This window comes from Burkholderia sp. MBR-1, from assembly GCF_013822785.1.
Taxonomy (GTDB): domain Bacteria; phylum Pseudomonadota; class Gammaproteobacteria; order Burkholderiales; family Burkholderiaceae; genus Burkholderia; species Burkholderia vietnamiensis.
Map to the genome: position 1 here is coordinate 489,302 of NZ_CP053609.1, position 15,812 is coordinate 505,113.

The following is a 15,812-nucleotide window of genomic DNA, read 5'->3' on the forward strand; positions in this document are numbered from 1 at the left end:
GCGCCTGCCCGATTTTTTCGTCGCACTGATCGTCGGCGATGCGCCCCGATTTTCGGCGCGAATCACAGAGCAAGATCCGGGGCGCGACGGCCGGCGCCGATGTCTAGAGTAGGCACCGTCTACACTGGAAGGTGCGAGGTTCAGATGAATACCCCCTATTCGACCGACGATTCCCGCTGGGCCGCCGTCACCACGCGCGACGCGCATGCGGACGGCACGTTCTTCTATGCAGTGCGCACGACCGGCGTGTTCTGCCGCCCGAGCTGTGCGTCGCGGCTGCCGCGGCGCGAGCACGTTTCCTTTTTCGCCGATCCGGCCGCCGCGCGCGCGGCGGGCTTCCGCCCGTGCAAGCGCTGCCGGCCGGAGGGCTTGCCGCGCGAGCTCGAAATCGTCGACCGCGCGTGCGCGGTGCTCGACGCGCATCCGGAGCAGCTCACGCTGCAGCAGTTGAGCGACGCCGTCCACCTGAGTCCGTTTCATCTGCAGCGGCTGTTCAAGCGGGTGGTCGGCGTGTCGCCGCGGCAGTACCAGGCCGCGCAGCGCGGCGCGGCGTTGCGCGACGCGCTGCAAAGCGGGCAGCCGGTCACGCAGGCGGCCGTCGACGCGGGCTTCAATTCGCCGTCGCGGCTCTATGCGTCGGTGCCGCGCGAGCTGGGGATGGCGCCGTCCGCGTTTCGTCGCCAGGGCGCCGGCCTGCGCATCGACTATGCGAGCGCGGCCACGCCGCTCGGCATGGTGCTCGTCGCCGCAACCGCACAGGGCATTTGCCGCATCGCGTTCGGCGACGAGGCGGCGCCGCTCGTCGCCGAGCTGAAGCTCGCGTTCGCGCGCGCCGAGCTCGTCGAAGCACCGTCGCGCGTCGCACCGTTCGTTGCGCAGATCCGCGCGTACCTCGACGGCACGCGCCACACGTTCGACCTGCCGCTCGACATCGCGCCGACCGCGTTCCAGCAGCGCGTGTGGGAGGCGCTCACGCATATCCCGTACGGCGAAACGCGCAGCTATTCGGACATCGCCGAAGCGCTCGGCGCGCCGCGCGCGGTACGCGCCGTGGCGGCGGCGTGCGCGTCGAACCCGGTCGCGCTCGCGATTCCATGTCATCGTGTCGTGCAGAAGGGCGGCGCGCTCGCCGGATATCGGTGGGGCGTGCGTCGCAAGGCGACGCTGCTGGCGGCCGAGGCGCGCCATGCGGGTGCCGATGAAACCGAGGTCATCGAGGAGGGCAACGCAGTTTGAGCATCGAACAGACCACGCTCGCGGCGAGCGAGTGCGATAGCGGTGATAGCGGCGACCGCGGCGGCGCGGTGCCGTCGCCCGCGCGGCTGGAGCTGCGCTTCAACGCGCCGTACGACTGGGCGCGCGTGCTGCGGTTCTTCAGCGGCCGCGCGATTCCGGGCGTCGAGCAGGTCGCCGACGGCGTGTATCGCCGCGTCGTCGAGCTGAACGGCGACGCGGGCCGGCTCACCGTGTCTAAGCATCCGCGCCGGCATTGTCTGATTGCGACGGTCGACGGCGCGGCAGCGCACCATGTCGATGGCACGTTCGCGCGCCGTGTCGCATCGATGTTCGATCTCGCTGCCGATCCGGCCGCGATCGGCAGCGGGCTCGCGCGCGATCCGTGGTTCGCGCCGCTCGTCGACGCCGCGCCGGGGCTGCGCGTGCCGGGCGCATGGTCGGGATTCGAGCTGGCGGTGCGTGCGATCGTCGGTCAGCAGGTGAGCGTGAAGGCCGCGACGACGATCGTCGGGCGGCTCGTCCAGCGCGCCGGCGAGCGTGTCGCGCCGTGGGACGACGGGATGCCCGCCGACGACGGCGCGCCGGCATGGCGTTTTCCGACGCCCGACGCGCTCGCCGCGTGCGATATCGAGAAGATCGGGATGCCCGGCAAACGAGCGGCCGCGCTGACCGGCATGGCGCGCGCAGTGGCGGACGGACACGTGCCGCTCGACCCGGCGCACGCGGACCTCGCGACGTTGCGGCGCGCATGGCTCGAGCTGCCCGGCATCGGGCCGTGGACCGTCGAGTACATCGCGATGCGCGCGTGGCGCGACCCCGATGCATGGCCGGCGTCCGATCTCGTGCTGATGCAGTCGATCGCCGCCCGCGATCCGTCGCTCGACCGGCTCGCGAGCCAGAAACGCCGAACCGAAGCGTGGCGGCCGTGGCGCGCGTATGCGGCGCTTCATCTGTGGAACGACGTGGCTGACCGGGCGGGTGGTGCGCGCGGCGGCTGACGGGCGGATGCGACCGGCGAGCGACGTCGCGCAGTCGGTATCGGCGCGGTGTGATTCGCTTCCCGGGTGCGCGTGGGGGCGGCGTGCCGAGGCTCTAACGACGTGGGTAGGATGCGGGCGGCGAGTAGGTGCCGTGCGGTGGCATCTGCACCAACACATAGCAGCCCCAGCCCACCGCAGTAACCGTCTGCATCGCGGGCGTGGTCATGGTCGAGGTGCGCCAGCAGCGAGGTGGGCGGGGCAGCGCCAGCAGCGACGGCACCAAGGCACCGGTTCCACCTCTTCGCGCCGCATCCTGCACCGCGCAATCCTCCCGACGAAAGCCGCGCGAGGGCCGCGCCCGGCGTTATAGCGGATGCTCGTCCGCGCCAGCGGCAATCGCCGCGATCGCCCGCGCGGCGGCCCGCTGCGGGCGGCCGGGCCGGCCGTGAGCCACCTCAAGCGCGTGTGTCGGCGAGATGTTAAAGTGCCCGCTACCAATGAAGCGACCCATAATCCAGCCGGCCCGCGCGGCACTCTGCGCGCGGCCGTCACGCACTTGCGTCTCCATGCCGAACACCATGACTCACCGCCAGTCCGAACTGCTGCTGAATCGTCTCGACGCGCTGAGCTCGGGCCCGACGCGGCAGCATCTGCCCGACGGCCTGCGCGGCATCGAAAAGGAAAGCCTGCGCGTGACGCGCGACGGGATGATCGCGTTCACGCCGCATCCGCGCGCGCTCGGTTCGGCACTCACGCACCCGTCGTTGACCACCGATTACTCGGAAGCGCTGATCGAGCTGATCACGCCGGCCGAAAGCGACGCGTCGCTGACGCTCGCGCGCCTCGACGATCTGCATCGCTACGTGTATGCGTCGCTCGACGACGAGATGCTGTGGAACGAGTCGATGCCGGGGCTGCTGCCGGCCGACGACGAAATCCCGATCGCCGACTACGGCACGTCCAACATCGGCCGCCTGAAGACGGTGTACCGCCGCGGCCTCGCCTATCGCTACGGCCGCACGATGCAGTGCATCGCCGGCATTCACTACAACTACTCGCTGCACGAGGAAGTGTGGCGGCGCCTGCATGCCGAAGAAGGCTCGACGGCCACGCTGGTCGACTATCAGTCCGAGCGCTATCTCGCGCTGATCCGCAATTTCCGCCGCCGCAGCTGGCTGCTGATGTACCTGTTCGGCGCGTCGCCGGTGCTCGACACGCGCTTCCTGCGCGGCAAACCGCACCGGCTCGACACGTTCGACGCCGACACGCTGTACCGGCCGTATGCGACCAGCCTGCGGATGAGCGATCTCGGCTACTCGAACACGACCGCGCAGGCCGCGCTGCACGTCGACTACAACACGCTGCCCGGCTATCTCGACGCGCTGTCGAAGGCGGTCAGCGAGCCTTATGCGGCGTACGAGGCGATCGGCACGCATCGCGACGGCGAGTGGATTCAGATCAACACGAACGTGCTGCAGATCGAGAACGAGTTCTACTCGACGATCCGGCCGAAGCGCATCACCTATTCGGGCGAGCGTCCGCTGCATGCGCTCGCGTCGCGCGGCGTGCAGTACATCGAAGTGCGGTGCCTCGACATCGACCCGTTCGAGCCGACCGGCATCGCGCTCGACACCGCGCGCTTCATCGACGCATTCCTGCTGGCGTGCGCGCTCGACGACAGCCCCGCGCTCGACTGCGATGCGTACAAGGAAGCGAACGAGAACTTCGGCAGCGTGACGATGGACGGACGCAAGCCCGGCCTCACGCTGACGCGCGACGGCCAGCCGGTCACGCTGCAGGCATGGGCCGACGACCTGATGGCCGATATCGAAACCGTCGGGCGCCGTCTCGACGAGATCCGCGGCGGCGATGAGCATGCGCGCGCGATCGCCGCGCAGCGCGAGAAGCTGGCCGATCCGGAACGCACGCCGTCGGCGCGTGTGCTGCGCACGATGCGCGAGAACGGCCAATCGTTCCTCGCGTTCGCGCTCGCGCAAAGCGAAGCGCATGCGGCCCATTTCCGGGCGAACCCGCCTTCGGCGGAGGCGATGCGCGCGGAGCAGGCGCTCGCGGCGAAGTCGCTGGCCGAACAGGCCGAACTCGAAGCGAAGGAGGCCGGGTCGTTCGATGCGTTCGTCGCCGCCTATCGCGCTTATACGCTGAACCGCTTCAGCGTTTGATGGCCGCAGCCGAAGCTGCCGTCCGTCGCGGTTCACGCGCCGGCGGCACCTGCTTCAGTGATGCGCGTACGTGCTGCGATCGACCACGGCCGGCGTAGCCGGCTTGCCCGCTTCGACGCTCGCATGACCGTCGTTGCCGTGGCCGGCGGCGTCGGCGCGGGCCTGGGCGGCGCGCTGCATGACGGCCTGCATGTTCTCCGGAAAGTCAGGGCTGCTGACGAGGCTCGGCCGGTAGCCGGCCGCCTGTAGCTCGGCGAGTTCCTGGCGTACCTGGGCGCGCGTCAGCGTCGACTCGGCGTGGGCAGCGAGCGCCGGGCCGATCAGCAGCAACGCGCAGGCCGCAAGTTTCAGGTTTTTCATCGTGTCTGCTCCGTGAAGTTTCCGGAGCCGCGTCGTCGCCGGCGCGGGCGGAATCGATGCAGCGAGTCTAGGCTTCGGAGCCCAAACGAAACATCCCGCTCGCCGTCACGCACCTTTTCCCGCTGTGCAACATTGCTCGGACCCTTCGCCGACGCCCGCGCAACGATTCGGACGCGCATCGGGCTTGCCCTCCTTGTACAAGCGCGACCGGCCTCCTAACCTCATTTGAGCGACCGGTCGGTCGGCCTTGCCGCATGGTTGCATGCGCAAGCGTCGGCCGGGCGTAGCGGCCGCCGAATGTACGTCTGGTACTGGATCGGAGACACGACACACGATGAATCCCACCGCAGCCCTGCCGCCCGGCATCCTGTTCGTCCAGCCGTTGACGCCCGTCGCCGACTCGCTGCTCCTGTCGTTCGTCGTCGCGGTGATCCCGATCGCCGTCGCGCTGATCGCGCTCGGCGTGCTGCGCCGGCCCGCGTGGCAGGCGTCGCTGGCCGGCCTCGTCGCCGGCCTCGCCGTCGCGATCGGCGCGTGGGGCATGCCGGCCGGCCTTGCGTTCAACGCGGTGGGCGCAGGCATGGCGCTCGCGGTCGTGCCGGTGATGTGGATCGTGTTCAATGCCTTGCTGCTGTACAACATCGCGGTGAAGTCGGGCCGTTTCGACCAGTTTCGGCAGTGGATGCTCGACAACCTGCCCGACGATCGTCGCCTCGTGCTGCTCGTCGTCGCGTTCTCGTTCGGCTGTCTGCTCGAAGGGATTTCCGGGTTCGGCACGCCGGTCGCGATCACCAGCGCGCTGCTGATCGCGCTCGGCTTCCCCGCGCTCGAAGCGCTGACCTACACGCTGGTGTTCAACACGGCGCCGGTCGCGTTCGGCGCGCTCGGCGTGCCGATCACCGTGCTCGGCGCGGTCACGTCGCTGCCGCCCGCGACGCTCGGCGCGATGGTCGGCCGGCAACTGCCGTTCTTCGCGCTGCTGCTGCCGTTCTACGTGGTCGGCGCATACGGTGGGCTGCGCTCGATCGCGAAGCTGTGGCCGGCGCTGCTCGTGTCGGGCGGCAGCTTCGCGATCGCGCAGTTCGTCACGTCGAATTTCCTCGGCTACCAGCTCACCGACGTGCTGTCGTCGCTCACGTCGCTGATCGTCACGATCGGCTTCCTGCAGCTGTGGAAGCCGCAGCCCGATCCGCAATACGCGCTCGCGCGCAGCGTGCCGGCCACGGCCGGCGCCGCGCGCGCGGGCTTCGGCGGCTGGCTGCCGTGGCTCGTCGTGTCGGTGGTCGTGATCTTCTGGGTGCACGCGAACATCGCGGCGATCGGCGACGTCAAGATCAAGTGGCCGGGGTTGCACAACGCCGTGTTCGTATCGCTGTACCACAAGCCGTATGCGGCGATCTGGGACTTCCAGCCGCTCGGTACGGGCACCGCGATCCTGGTGTCGGCGATCATCACGGCACTGCTCACGCGCACGGGCATCGGCGCGTTCTTCGAATGCGTGGTCAAGACCTGGCGACAGACATGGATCGCGATCGTCACCGTGATGATGATCGTCGGGCTCGCGTACCTGCTGAACTACTCGGGCATCAGCTACACGCTCGGTACCGGCGTCGCGTCGACCGGCGCGCTGTTTCCGCTCGTGTCGGCGTCGCTCGGCTGGATCGCGGTGTTCCTGTCGGGCAGCGACACGTCCGGCAACGCGCTGTTCGGCAATCTGCAGGTCGTTGCGGCCCGGCAACTCGGCCTCGATCCGGTGCTGATGGCCGCGACCAACTCGTCGGGCGGCGTGATGGGGAAGATGATCTCGCCGCAGAACATCGCGACGGGCGTGTCGACGACCGACCTGAAAGGGCAGGAGGGCGTAGTGTTTGCGCGCACCTTCTGGCACAGCGTGATCCTCACGCTGCTGCTCGGCGTGCTCGTGTTCCTGCAGCAGCACGTGCTGACGTGGATGATTCCGGCGTTGCCGAAGTAGGGAGGCTGGCGACGTTGGCGTGAGCAGACGTTTGGAAGGCGCAGGCGAGTGCGAGGATGGCGGCGGGCGTTTGCTGTCGCAATATCGATGAACGCGATCGGGATTTCGAACAGTAGCGACTATGCGTTGCCGTCGTCGGTCTGCACGAATCATTTCCATCACATCGCGGGCTTCATCACGGAGCTGGAGGCCGGCAGCGTGAACGTGCGCGAAGTGCCGGGCTACCGGCTCGAATTGACGCACTTCGGCGACGACGAGGGTTCGGGCCGCTCGGCTACAAGGAGGGCGCGTAGGAGGCGACGAAGAGCTTCACGAAGCCGAGGATTTATTCGTTGCCGCTGTAGGCGGGAGCCGGTGATGTGGTCAGGCGCGTGCGCCAATGCGCCCGCTGCGAGTGGTTCTTCATCGATCGCGGCCGCGGCGCCGGCCGCCGCTGATGCGACATGCGCACATGCGGCAACCGCGCAAAGGTGGAGGCATTCAGGCTGCGGTGAAGCGTGCGGCGCGCCCCATCCGTCATTCGACGATTTCGTGCAGTCGCGGTTCGGGCCACAGCGCGCTGGCCGCGACCAGCCCGGCGACGAACAACGGTGCGCCGATCGCGAACAGAATTGCGGTCACGCTCCACCGGTCCCAGAACTGGTCGATGATCGCGCGTTCGGGCGCGACGGGGTCGTACAGCACGTTGACGCGTTCGCCTTCGTACAGCCGCGGATGCGGGGAGGCCGAGCTTTGCTCGAAGGTCACCGCGCGGCCGCTGTCGGTCGTGAACGCGACGCTGACGGAATCGAGCGACGCGCGGTTGCGGGACGCGCCCGCGGGTTCGGCGATCTCGACGACGTGGCCGGTCGAATGCGCGTAATGGCGGGCGGCCTGCCACTGGCGCAAGCCGGCAGCGCCGGCGCCGGCCATGAACGCGGTGCCGAGCGCGAGCGGAATCAGCACGATCGCGATGTTCCATCGCCGCCGCGCGGCGTCCCGGGCCGATGCGGCGAACGGGGCGCCGGGGCGGCGATTGCGGCGCTCGTCCACGTACAGCACGCAGCCGATCGCGAGCGACACGACCGCGAGCAGCGCCGGCACCGCGACCGGCGACCAGCGTTGCGCAAAATCGTCGATCAGCGCGGGGCGGTTCGGATGGGCGGGATCGACCAGCACGTCGACGTTCTCGCCGATGTCGTAGGCCGGGACGGCCGACGCGGTGTCGCCGGCGACTTCGCGTCGGCGGCCGTCGCTCGCGAGATACGCGACGATCGGGCGATAAGCGCGCATCGCGTCGCTGTCCTGCACGATGCGCACGATGGTGCCCGATGCGCGGAGCAGCCCGCCGGTCGCGCGGCTCGCGGTAACGGCGAGCGCCGCTGCGATCACGAGCAGCGCGATTCCGAGCGCGAATGCAACGAGCGCGTCCTTACGCAGCATGACCGGATCCGCGACGTGCGTCATGTAACGGGGGCGGATGCGATCGGGTGGATAGCGCGCTTCGACCCGCGCGCCGATTTGTGCGTGACCATGCCCTCTCAATGGTCGCGTCTGGTTCACATGCTTCCATGTCTGACGTCCCATGCTCTCTCAGTGCCGGCCGCGATGCGGCGATCGTCGTGCCGGTTATGTGATTTTTGTCGGACGATTCTAACGGAAAGGTACTGCGGCGGGGCGCGCGGAGAGGCCGATGGGCGCCGGAATGGAAAAAGGCCGGTCAGCTTGCGCTGACCGGCCTTTTGAATTCCTGGTGGGGCGTGAGTGACTCGAACACTCGACCTACGGATTAAGAGTCCGCTGCTCTACCAACTGAGCTAACGCCCCCAACAGAAGAAAGATTATGCACGGGTATTTCACCCTTGGCAAGTCCTTTCTGCAAATTTCCCCAAAATATTTCGTCACCGTGCGTGCGGCTGCCGGCGCGCTGCCAAGTGATCGCAGTTGGCCCGCTCCCGGTATGATGACGTCCACCTGTTGCGCGGCGGTCGCGCAACATTCTCTGGACATTCGAAGATGGACGAAAACGCAGTCCGCGAATTGCTGGACCGCCTGCTGGCCCCGTGGGTCCGCTCGCTCGGCCTGGTTCCCGTGTCGATCGGCGACGACAGCGTCACGATGCGCCTGCCGTTTTCCGGCGAATTCCGCCATTCCGGCGGCATCATCTGCGGCCAGGTCTTCACCGCCGCCGCCGACACCGCGATGGTGGTCGCGATCTCGGCCGCGCTCGGCGAGTTCCGGCCGATGACCACCGTCTCGCTGAACACGAACTTCATGCGTCCGGTGCGCAAGGGCGACGTGCTGGTCACCGCGCGCGTGCTGCGAATGGGCCGCAACCTCGTGTTCGGCGAAGTCGAGCTGTTCGACGAGGACGGCAAGATGGCCGTGCACGCAACGTCGACCTACGCGCTGGTCAGCTGAGCGGCGCGATGTTCGACCAGATCGTGTTCGCGGGCGGCGGCAACCGCTGTTGGTGGCAAGCCGGCTTCTGGGACGTCGTGCAGCCGGCGCTGGCGCTGCGCCCGCGCGTGATCGCCGGCATCTCGGCCGGCGCGGCCACGGCCTGCATGCTGTATACACGCGACGCCGCGTGGGTGATGCGCTATTACGAGCAAGCGCTGCGCCACAACCGCAAGAACGCGTACTGGGGCAACCTGTTCCGCCGCGAGCCGGTGTTTCCGCACTATCGGATCTATCGGCAGGCGCTGCTCGACATCTACGGCGAGCCGTTCGCGCGGCTCGCGGACGCCCCGGAGATCCGCGTCGGCGTGTCGCACGTGCCGCGCTGGCTCGGCGCGCGCAGCGCGGTGGCCGCGGGCCTCGTCGCGTACAACATCGAGAAATACGTGCGCAAGACGCTGCACCCGACGCTCGGGCGCGCGCTCGGCTTTCGCCCCGAATTCGTGCGCGCCCAGGCGTGCGCGACGGTCGACGATCTCGCGGACCTGATCCTGCAGTCGTCCTGCACGCCGCCGTTCACGCCCGTGCTGCGCCGCGACGGCCGGCCGGTGCTCGACGGCGGAATGGTCGACAACGTGCCGGTGGGCGCGCTCGACACGTCGCCGGGCGACGTGCTGGTGCTCGTCACGAGGCTGTATCCGCGGCCGCAGATGTTCACGGTCGCGCACGGCGACCAGCGGCGGCTTTATATACAACCGTCGAGCAAGGTGCCGATTTCGAGCTGGGATTACACGAGCCCGTCGCAGATGCGGCACGCGTACGACCTCGGGCGCCGCGACGGCGAGCACTTCCTCACGCGCGTCAGCGCGATGACCGGCGGCCGCGTGGCCGCCTGAAGCCAGGACGGACAGAGAAGCCGCGCCGCGGGCGCGGCGGCGCGGGTCAGCGCGCGCGGCGCGGCGTCAGCGCTTCCGGATTGACGACGCTCGACAGGTCGCCCTGGTCGAACGCGAGAATGTTCCTGAACGCCGCGCTGAAATACAGCTCGTAGCTCTCGCGCTCGACGTAGCCGATGTGCGGCGTGCAGATCACGTTCTCCATCCGCAGCAGGCTGTAGCCCTGCAGGATCGGCTCGCTCTCGAACACGTCGATCGCGACCATCCCCGGCCGGTTGTGCGACAGCGCGTTGACGAGCGCATTTTCCTCGAGCAGCTCGGCGCGGCTCGTGTTGACGAGCAGCGACGTCGGCTTCATCCGCAACAGGTCTTCCTGCTTGACGATCCCGCGCGTGTCGTCGTGCAGCCGCAGGTGCAGCGACAGCACGTCGCTCTGCTCGAACAGCGCCTCGCGACTGTCGGCGGCCGTGTAGCCGTCGGCGCGCGCGGCCTCGAGCGAGTGCTCGCGGCCCCAGATCAGCACGTTCATCCCGAACGCCTTGCCGTAGCCGGCGACCAGCCGGCCGATCTTTCCGTAGCCCCAGATGCCGAGCGTCTGGCCGCGCAGCACCTGGCCGAGCCCGAAGTTCGGCGGCAGCGCCGACGTCTTCAGGCCCGACTGCTGCCACGCACCTTGCTTCAGGTTGGCGACGTATTGCGGAATGCGGCGCTGGGCGGCCATCACGAGCGCCCACGTCAGTTCGGCCGGCGCCACCGGCGAGCCCGTGCCTTCGAGCACTGCGATGCCGCGATCGGTACACGCTTCGAGGTCGATGTGGCTGGAGATGCGGCCGGTCTGGCTGATCATCCGCAGATTCGGCAGTTTTGCGAGCAGTTGCGACGAAATCGGCGTGCGTTCGCGAATCAGCACGAGCGCCTCGACTTCCGCCAGCCGGCTCGCGAGTTGCCCCAGGCCGCGCACCGTATTGTTGAAGACCTTCACGTCGTGCTCGGCGAGCATCTCGAAGCAGTTCAGCTTGCGGACGGCGTCCTGGTAGTCGTCGAGGATGGCAATTTTCATGTTCAGCAGGGAAGTCGCGCGTTGAAAGCAGCGGCCGCGGCGCGCGAGGCGCGCCCGTGCCGCCCAGCCGGGGCCGACATGATGCTACGCCGGCACACGGCATGGGGTCTTTTTAACAGGTTGTTACGCTCCGCCGCAATCGGCGTCGGTCGCAGCAGGGTGCGCTGCTGTGTCGCATCAGACATGTCCTTTCTGATTCGGCCCGTTTCGCGGACGACGTTCACCTAATTGTTGTCGAGATCAGAATAATTGGATCATCCATTCGCAATCGGTGAGGATTTTTGCCCATTTTTATCGTCAACGCGGCAGTTGTTGAGCAACTCTGCATCATTTCCGCTGTCGTAGGAGAATTACGCATTTGCTTCAACTTTTTGAAGTTGTAACAGCGGCAGGAGTCGTTATGGATCATTTGCAGTCGATGCGCGTGTTCGTCAAGGTTGCGGATCTCGGCAGTTTCGCCCGGGCGGCGAGCGCAATGGACATCTCCAATGCGGTCGCGACGCGTCATGTCGCCGATCTGGAAGGCCGGCTCGGCACGCGCCTGCTGAACCGTACGACACGCAGCCTTTCGCTGACGGAGTCGGGGCAGGTCTATCTCGAGCGCGCGCGACAGATTCTCGACGAGCTCGAAGATGTCGAGCAGATGGTGGTCGCGCGCAATCACGAGCCGGTCGGCACGTTGCGGATCGTCGCGCCCGTCGTGTTCGGGCTGCACAACCTCGCGCCCGTGCTGCAGTCGTACACCGAGAATTTTCCGAAAGTCGTGCCGGACCTTACGCTGGTGGACCGCCAGGTCGATCTCGTCGAGGAGGGGTTCGACGTCGGCATCGTCGTCACGCGGCAGATGCGCAGCGCGAGCATCGTTACGCGCCGGCTGACCACCGGCTGCATGACCGTCTGCGCGACGCCGAGCTACCTCGAGAAGCACGGCGTGCCGACCCACCCGGAACAGCTCGCCGAGCACCCGGCGCTGAGCCTGCCGACCGAATACTGGGGCGACGAGCGCGTATTCACCGGCCCGGACGGCGAAGTGCGCGTGCGCCCGACCAACGTGATCGTCGCGAACAACACCGCGATGCTGCGCCAGTTCGCGCTGCTCGGGATGGGTGTTGCGATCCTGCCGAGCTACCTGATCGGCAGCGACATCGCGCGCGGCGCGCTGGTGCGGCTGCTGCCGGATTTCCGGCTGCCGCAGGTCGAGATCAACATCGCGTACCCGAGCCGGCGCCATCTGCCGGCAAAGGTGCGCACGTTCATCGACCATCTCGTCGAATATTTCAGCCGCGCCACCGATGCGGTGATCGGCGAGCAGTGGGCGGCCCAAGGTACGTCGTCCGCGCCGATCGGCGTCGAGATGCGCGCCGACCCGGCCGAGTCGACCGACCCGAACCTGCAGCCGCGGCTTGCGCGCGCGCCGCGCGGGCGAGCCGCGGTGCCGTCGCCGCTGTAACGGCGGCGCGGCCGGCAGCCCACAGCGCCGACGCAAATAAAAAACGCGGATCGAGCAATCGATCCGCGTTTTTTTGTCGATGCGTGCCGCAGCGGGCGGCTGCGGCGGTCGCGCCGTTACGAGCCCGTCTTGCGCGCCGTCGTCTTGCGGGCGGCGGTCTTGCGAGCCGGTGCCGGTTTCTCGTCGGCGCCTTCGGTGACGGTTTCTGCATCCTTCGTCGCCGATTTTGCCGTCTTCTTCGCCGCGGCGGCCTTCGGCTCCTTCTTCTCGAACTCGAAGCCGATCTTGCCGTCCGGCTGTTTCACGAGGAATGCCTTGAAATTGCGGCCCGTGCGCGACGACTTGAAGTTCGGCAGCAGATCGGTGCGGCCGTCGGCCAGCAGCTTCGCCATCTGCTCGCGCGTGATTTCCTGCTGGAGGATCACCTTGCCCGAGCGGAAGTCGCAGGTCTTCGGGTTCGCGACCGAGTGCTCGCACACATAGCTCATCCCGTGCTCGAACACGCGGCCGTTGCACTTCGGGCACGCGCCGACCGGCTCCTGCGCGGAGAAGTCGGGCGCTTCGCCCTCGTCGCCGCCCTGGTCCTGGCCGAAATCGAACTCGAGCTTGTAGTTCTTCGTTTCATCGTCGAACGACAGCTTGAGGATCGCCGAGAACGGCCGCCCCATCTTGCTGCGGAAACCGGACAGCGGCCCGATGGTCTTCTCGCGCAGCAGCTCCTCGACTTCCGCGATCTCGAACTGCCGGCTGCCCGGAATCTTCGAGATCGAGAACTCGCACTTCGTGCAGGCGAAGCGGCGGTAGTTCTCCTTCACCTGACCGCCGCAGTTCGGGCACGGCGTCTCGAGCGTCGCGTAGTCGCCCGGGATCGTGTCGGAGTCGTATTCCTTCGCGCGCTTGACGATCTGTTGCGTCATGCGGGCGATTTCCTGCATGAACGCGTCGCGCCCGAGGTTGCCGCGCTCCATCTGCGACAGCTTGTATTCCCATTCGCCGGTGAGTTCGGGCGCGGTCAGCTCTTTCACGCCGAGCCCGCGCAGCAGCGTCATCAGCTGGAATGCCTTCGCGGTCGGGATCAGCTCGCGGCCTTCGCGCACCAGGTATTTCTCGCCGAGCAGGCCTTCGATGATCGCCGCGCGCGTGGCCGGCGTGCCGAGGCCCTTAGCGGCCATCGCCTCGCGCAGCTCGTCGTCCTCGACGAGCTTGCCCGCGCCTTCCATCGCGGACAGCAGCGTCGCTTCCGAGTAGCGTGCGGGCGGCTTCGTGACGAGCGCGACCGCCGCGATCTCGTCGGTCTTCACCTTCTCGTCCTTCTGCACCTGCACGAGGTTCGCGTCCGCGCCTTCGGCGTCGCGACCGTACACCTGCAGCCAGCCCGGCTCGACCAGCACCTTGCCTTCGGTCTTGAAGTGATGGCCGGCAACTTCGGTGATCCGCGTCGTGACGCGGAACTCGGCCGCGGGGAAGAACACCGCGAGGAAGCGCTTCACGACGAGGTCGTACAGCTTCTGTTCCGGCTCGGACAGCGACTTCGGCGCCTGCAGCGTCGGGATGATTGCGAAGTGATCGCTGATCTTCGAGTTGTCGAAGATCCGCTTGTTCGGCTTCACCCAGCCCTTGTCGAGCACCTGCTTCGCGTGCGGCAGGTAGTTGTGGCTCTCCTTGAGCATCTCGAGCGTGGACTGCACCGTCGCCAGATAGTCTTCCGGCAGCGCGCGCGCGTCGGTACGCGGGTAGGTCAGCACCTTGTGCTTTTCATACAGCGCCTGCGCGAGGCCCAGCGTGTTCTTCGCGGAAAAGCCGAAACGGCCGTTCGCCTCGCGCTGCAGGCTGGTCAGGTCGAACAGCAGCGGCGACAGTTGCGTCGACGGCTTCGATTCCTCGCTGACCGTGCCGATCTGGTCGCGACACGCGGCGACGATCGTTTCGGCGGCCGGCAGGCTCCAGAGGCGCGAGTCGCGCTTTTCCGGATCGAACTCGTCGCGCTTGAACTTCGGATCGAACCACTTGCCTTCGTAGAAACCGGCCGCGCACGCGAATTCGGCGCGCACTTCCCAATAATCGCGCGGGACGAATCGGCGGATTTTCTCTTCACGTTCGACGACGATCGACAGCGTTGGCGTCTGAACGCGACCGACGGTCGTCAGGAAGAAGCCGCCGCCCTTGCTGTTGAACGCGGTCATCGCGCGCGTGCCGTTGATGCCCACGAGCCAGTCGGCTTCCGAGCGGCAACGTGCGGCATCGGCGAGCGGCTGCATGTCGTTGTCGCTGCGCAGGTGCGCGAAACCGTCGCGGATCGCCTGCGGCGTCATCGATTGGAGCCACAGGCGCTGGACCGGCTGCTTCGCCTTCGCGTGCTGCACGATCAGGCGGAAAATCAGCTCGCCCTCGCGCCCCGCGTCGCATGCGTTGATCAGGCGATCGACGTCCTTGCGCTTCATCAGCTTGGTCAGGACTTTCAGTCGCGATTCGCTTTTTGCGATCGGGTTCAGGTCGAAATGCGGGGGGATGACGGGGAGATGGGCGAAACTCCATTTCCCGCGCTTGACCTCGTACTCTTCCGGGGCGGCGATTTCCAGCAGATGGCCGACTGCGGACGAGAGCACGAATTCGTCGCTCTCGTAGTATTCGTCATGCTTGGTAAAGCCGCCCAAAGCGCGCGCGATGTCGTTCGCGACAGAAGGCTTTTCCGCAATGATCAGTGCTTTGGACATGACAGGTGTGTGTTGGTAGACCGGGTTCGCCGGTGTGGGGACCCTTTTACGACGGCTTTATAGCACACGCCGCAGCGACGGCGGGTTGGCGTGTAAAAAAGCGGCCCATCATAGAGGGGGGCTGCAGCGGCGGCAAGCGCCTGGCCCGGCAGCACGCGTCGCGGCGTGCCGCGGGGCCGGGCGGACGCCCGCTCAGGCCTCGACGTTCAGGATATTGCGCAATTTCGGTGCGTGCGGCGCGCCGGGCACCGCGCTCAGGTCGGACAGCATCCGCTCGACGATCGCCGCGTGCGGCAGCACCGTGCCGAAGAAGCGTGCGGTGTGCGCATCCTCGATCAGGATCGTCGGGAAGTTTTCGACGTCGAGGTCGTCGAGCTGGTCGGCATGGGTTTCGATGTCGATCCACGCGAAGCAGGCGTCCGGATGAGCGTCGGCGAGCTGGTCGAAGGCCGTGCGGTAGTCGCGGCAGGTGCCGCACCACTCGGCGCACAGGCAGGCGACCAGCAGCGTGTCGGGATCGGCGAGGCGCTCGGCGATCCGATCTGCATCGGTGTCGAGATTCAGCGCGGGCATGGAATTCCT

At 67.4% G+C, this 15,812-nt stretch carries 13 protein-coding genes, 1 tRNA gene and 2 pseudogenes; 9 read left to right on the forward strand and 7 right to left on the reverse strand.

The window, feature by feature from the left end:
- The first annotated feature begins 144 nt into the window (after positions 1–144).
- Together ada and MBR110_RS02290 are read left to right on the forward strand one after the other, a co-directional pair.
- Positions 145–1,236, forward strand: coding sequence for a bifunctional DNA-binding transcriptional regulator/O6-methylguanine-DNA methyltransferase Ada (gene ada, locus MBR110_RS02285; RefSeq protein WP_059739046.1), 1,092 nt, complete (start codon positions 145–147; stop codon positions 1,234–1,236).
- A complete protein-coding gene (locus MBR110_RS02290; protein WP_408913006.1) occupies positions 1,233–2,234 on the forward strand; it encodes a DNA-3-methyladenine glycosylase family protein in 1,002 nt (333 codons plus the stop codon). Before ada ends, MBR110_RS02290 begins: the two co-directional genes overlap by 4 nt.
- A 346-nt stretch (positions 2,235–2,580) precedes the next feature.
- Here MBR110_RS02290 and MBR110_RS02295 read toward each other — a convergent pair whose 3' ends face one another.
- Positions 2,581–2,796: a hypothetical protein gene (locus tag MBR110_RS02295; RefSeq protein ID WP_155624998.1), complete on the reverse strand. Its 216-nt coding sequence runs from the start codon at positions 2,794–2,796 to the stop codon at positions 2,581–2,583.
- Between MBR110_RS02295 and gshA the strand changes: the two genes are divergently transcribed.
- The gene (gene gshA / locus MBR110_RS02300) at positions 2,783–4,396 is read left to right on the forward strand and encodes a glutamate--cysteine ligase (protein ID WP_059605694.1); all 1,614 of its coding nucleotides are present in this window, start codon (positions 2,783–2,785) and stop codon (positions 4,394–4,396) included. The two genes, MBR110_RS02295 and gshA, sit on opposite strands and share 14 nt — an antisense overlap.
- 54 nt (positions 4,397–4,450) lie before the next feature.
- Here the strand turns inward: gshA and MBR110_RS02305 are convergent, their stop codons facing one another.
- Complete coding sequence (locus tag MBR110_RS02305) at positions 4,451–4,756, reverse strand: DUF4148 domain-containing protein (RefSeq protein ID WP_011886443.1); 306 nt, start codon at positions 4,754–4,756, stop codon at positions 4,451–4,453.
- Positions 4,757–5,090: 334 nt separating this feature from the next.
- Here MBR110_RS02305 and MBR110_RS02310 point away from each other — a divergent pair, with 334 nt between their 5' ends.
- The 3 genes and pseudogenes from MBR110_RS02310 to MBR110_RS32570 all read left to right on the forward strand — a co-directional run.
- Positions 5,091–6,731 carry an L-lactate permease gene (locus MBR110_RS02310; protein ID WP_011886442.1) on the forward strand — a complete coding sequence of 547 codons (1,641 nt, stop codon included), beginning with the start codon at positions 5,091–5,093 and terminating at the stop codon, positions 6,729–6,731.
- Between the two features lie 93 nt (positions 6,732–6,824).
- Positions 6,825–7,024: pseudogene (locus MBR110_RS02315) on the forward strand (aldehyde dehydrogenase family protein); the annotation flags it as partial.
- A 144-nt stretch (positions 7,025–7,168) separates the two neighbouring features.
- Positions 7,169–7,225: pseudogene (locus MBR110_RS32570) on the forward strand (CGNR zinc finger domain-containing protein); the annotation flags it as partial.
- 22 nt (positions 7,226–7,247) lie between these two features.
- Here MBR110_RS32570 and MBR110_RS02325 read toward each other — a convergent pair.
- Positions 7,248–8,297, reverse strand: coding sequence for a DUF3592 domain-containing protein (locus tag MBR110_RS02325; RefSeq protein WP_059558760.1), 1,050 nt, complete (start codon positions 8,295–8,297; stop codon positions 7,248–7,250).
- Between the two features lie 164 nt (positions 8,298–8,461).
- Positions 8,462–8,537 (reverse strand) — tRNA-Lys (locus MBR110_RS02330).
- A gap of 189 nt (positions 8,538–8,726) precedes the next feature.
- Between MBR110_RS02330 and MBR110_RS02335 the strand changes: the two genes are divergently transcribed.
- Together MBR110_RS02335 and MBR110_RS02340 are read left to right on the forward strand one after the other, a co-directional pair.
- Positions 8,727–9,131 (forward strand): PaaI family thioesterase, encoded by a 405-nt coding sequence (locus MBR110_RS02335; protein WP_011886440.1) that lies wholly within the window; start codon positions 8,727–8,729, stop codon positions 9,129–9,131.
- Between the two features lie 8 nt (positions 9,132–9,139).
- Positions 9,140–10,006, forward strand: coding sequence for a patatin-like phospholipase family protein (locus MBR110_RS02340; protein ID WP_181709152.1), 867 nt, complete (start codon positions 9,140–9,142; stop codon positions 10,004–10,006).
- Positions 10,007–10,052: 46 nt separating this feature from the next.
- Here MBR110_RS02340 and MBR110_RS02345 read toward each other — a convergent pair whose 3' ends face one another.
- On the reverse strand, positions 10,053–11,066 hold the full coding sequence (locus MBR110_RS02345; RefSeq protein ID WP_034192453.1) for a D-2-hydroxyacid dehydrogenase family protein: 1,014 nt from the start codon (positions 11,064–11,066) through the stop codon (positions 10,053–10,055).
- Between the two features lie 400 nt (positions 11,067–11,466).
- Here MBR110_RS02345 and MBR110_RS02350 point away from each other — a divergent pair, with 400 nt between their 5' ends.
- Positions 11,467–12,516, forward strand: coding sequence for a LysR family transcriptional regulator (locus MBR110_RS02350; RefSeq protein ID WP_011886437.1), 1,050 nt, complete (start codon positions 11,467–11,469; stop codon positions 12,514–12,516).
- A 116-nt stretch (positions 12,517–12,632) separates the two neighbouring features.
- On the opposite strand, the gene MBR110_RS02355 is transcribed toward MBR110_RS02350, so the two are convergent.
- Both MBR110_RS02355 and MBR110_RS02360 read right to left on the reverse strand, forming a co-directional pair.
- Positions 12,633–15,230, reverse strand: coding sequence for a DNA topoisomerase III (locus MBR110_RS02355; protein ID WP_011886436.1), 2,598 nt, complete (start codon positions 15,228–15,230; stop codon positions 12,633–12,635).
- A 192-nt stretch (positions 15,231–15,422) separates the two neighbouring features.
- Complete coding sequence (locus MBR110_RS02360; RefSeq protein WP_011886435.1) at positions 15,423–15,803, reverse strand: thioredoxin family protein; 381 nt, start codon at positions 15,801–15,803, stop codon at positions 15,423–15,425.
- Positions 15,804–15,812: the final 9 nt, after the last annotated feature.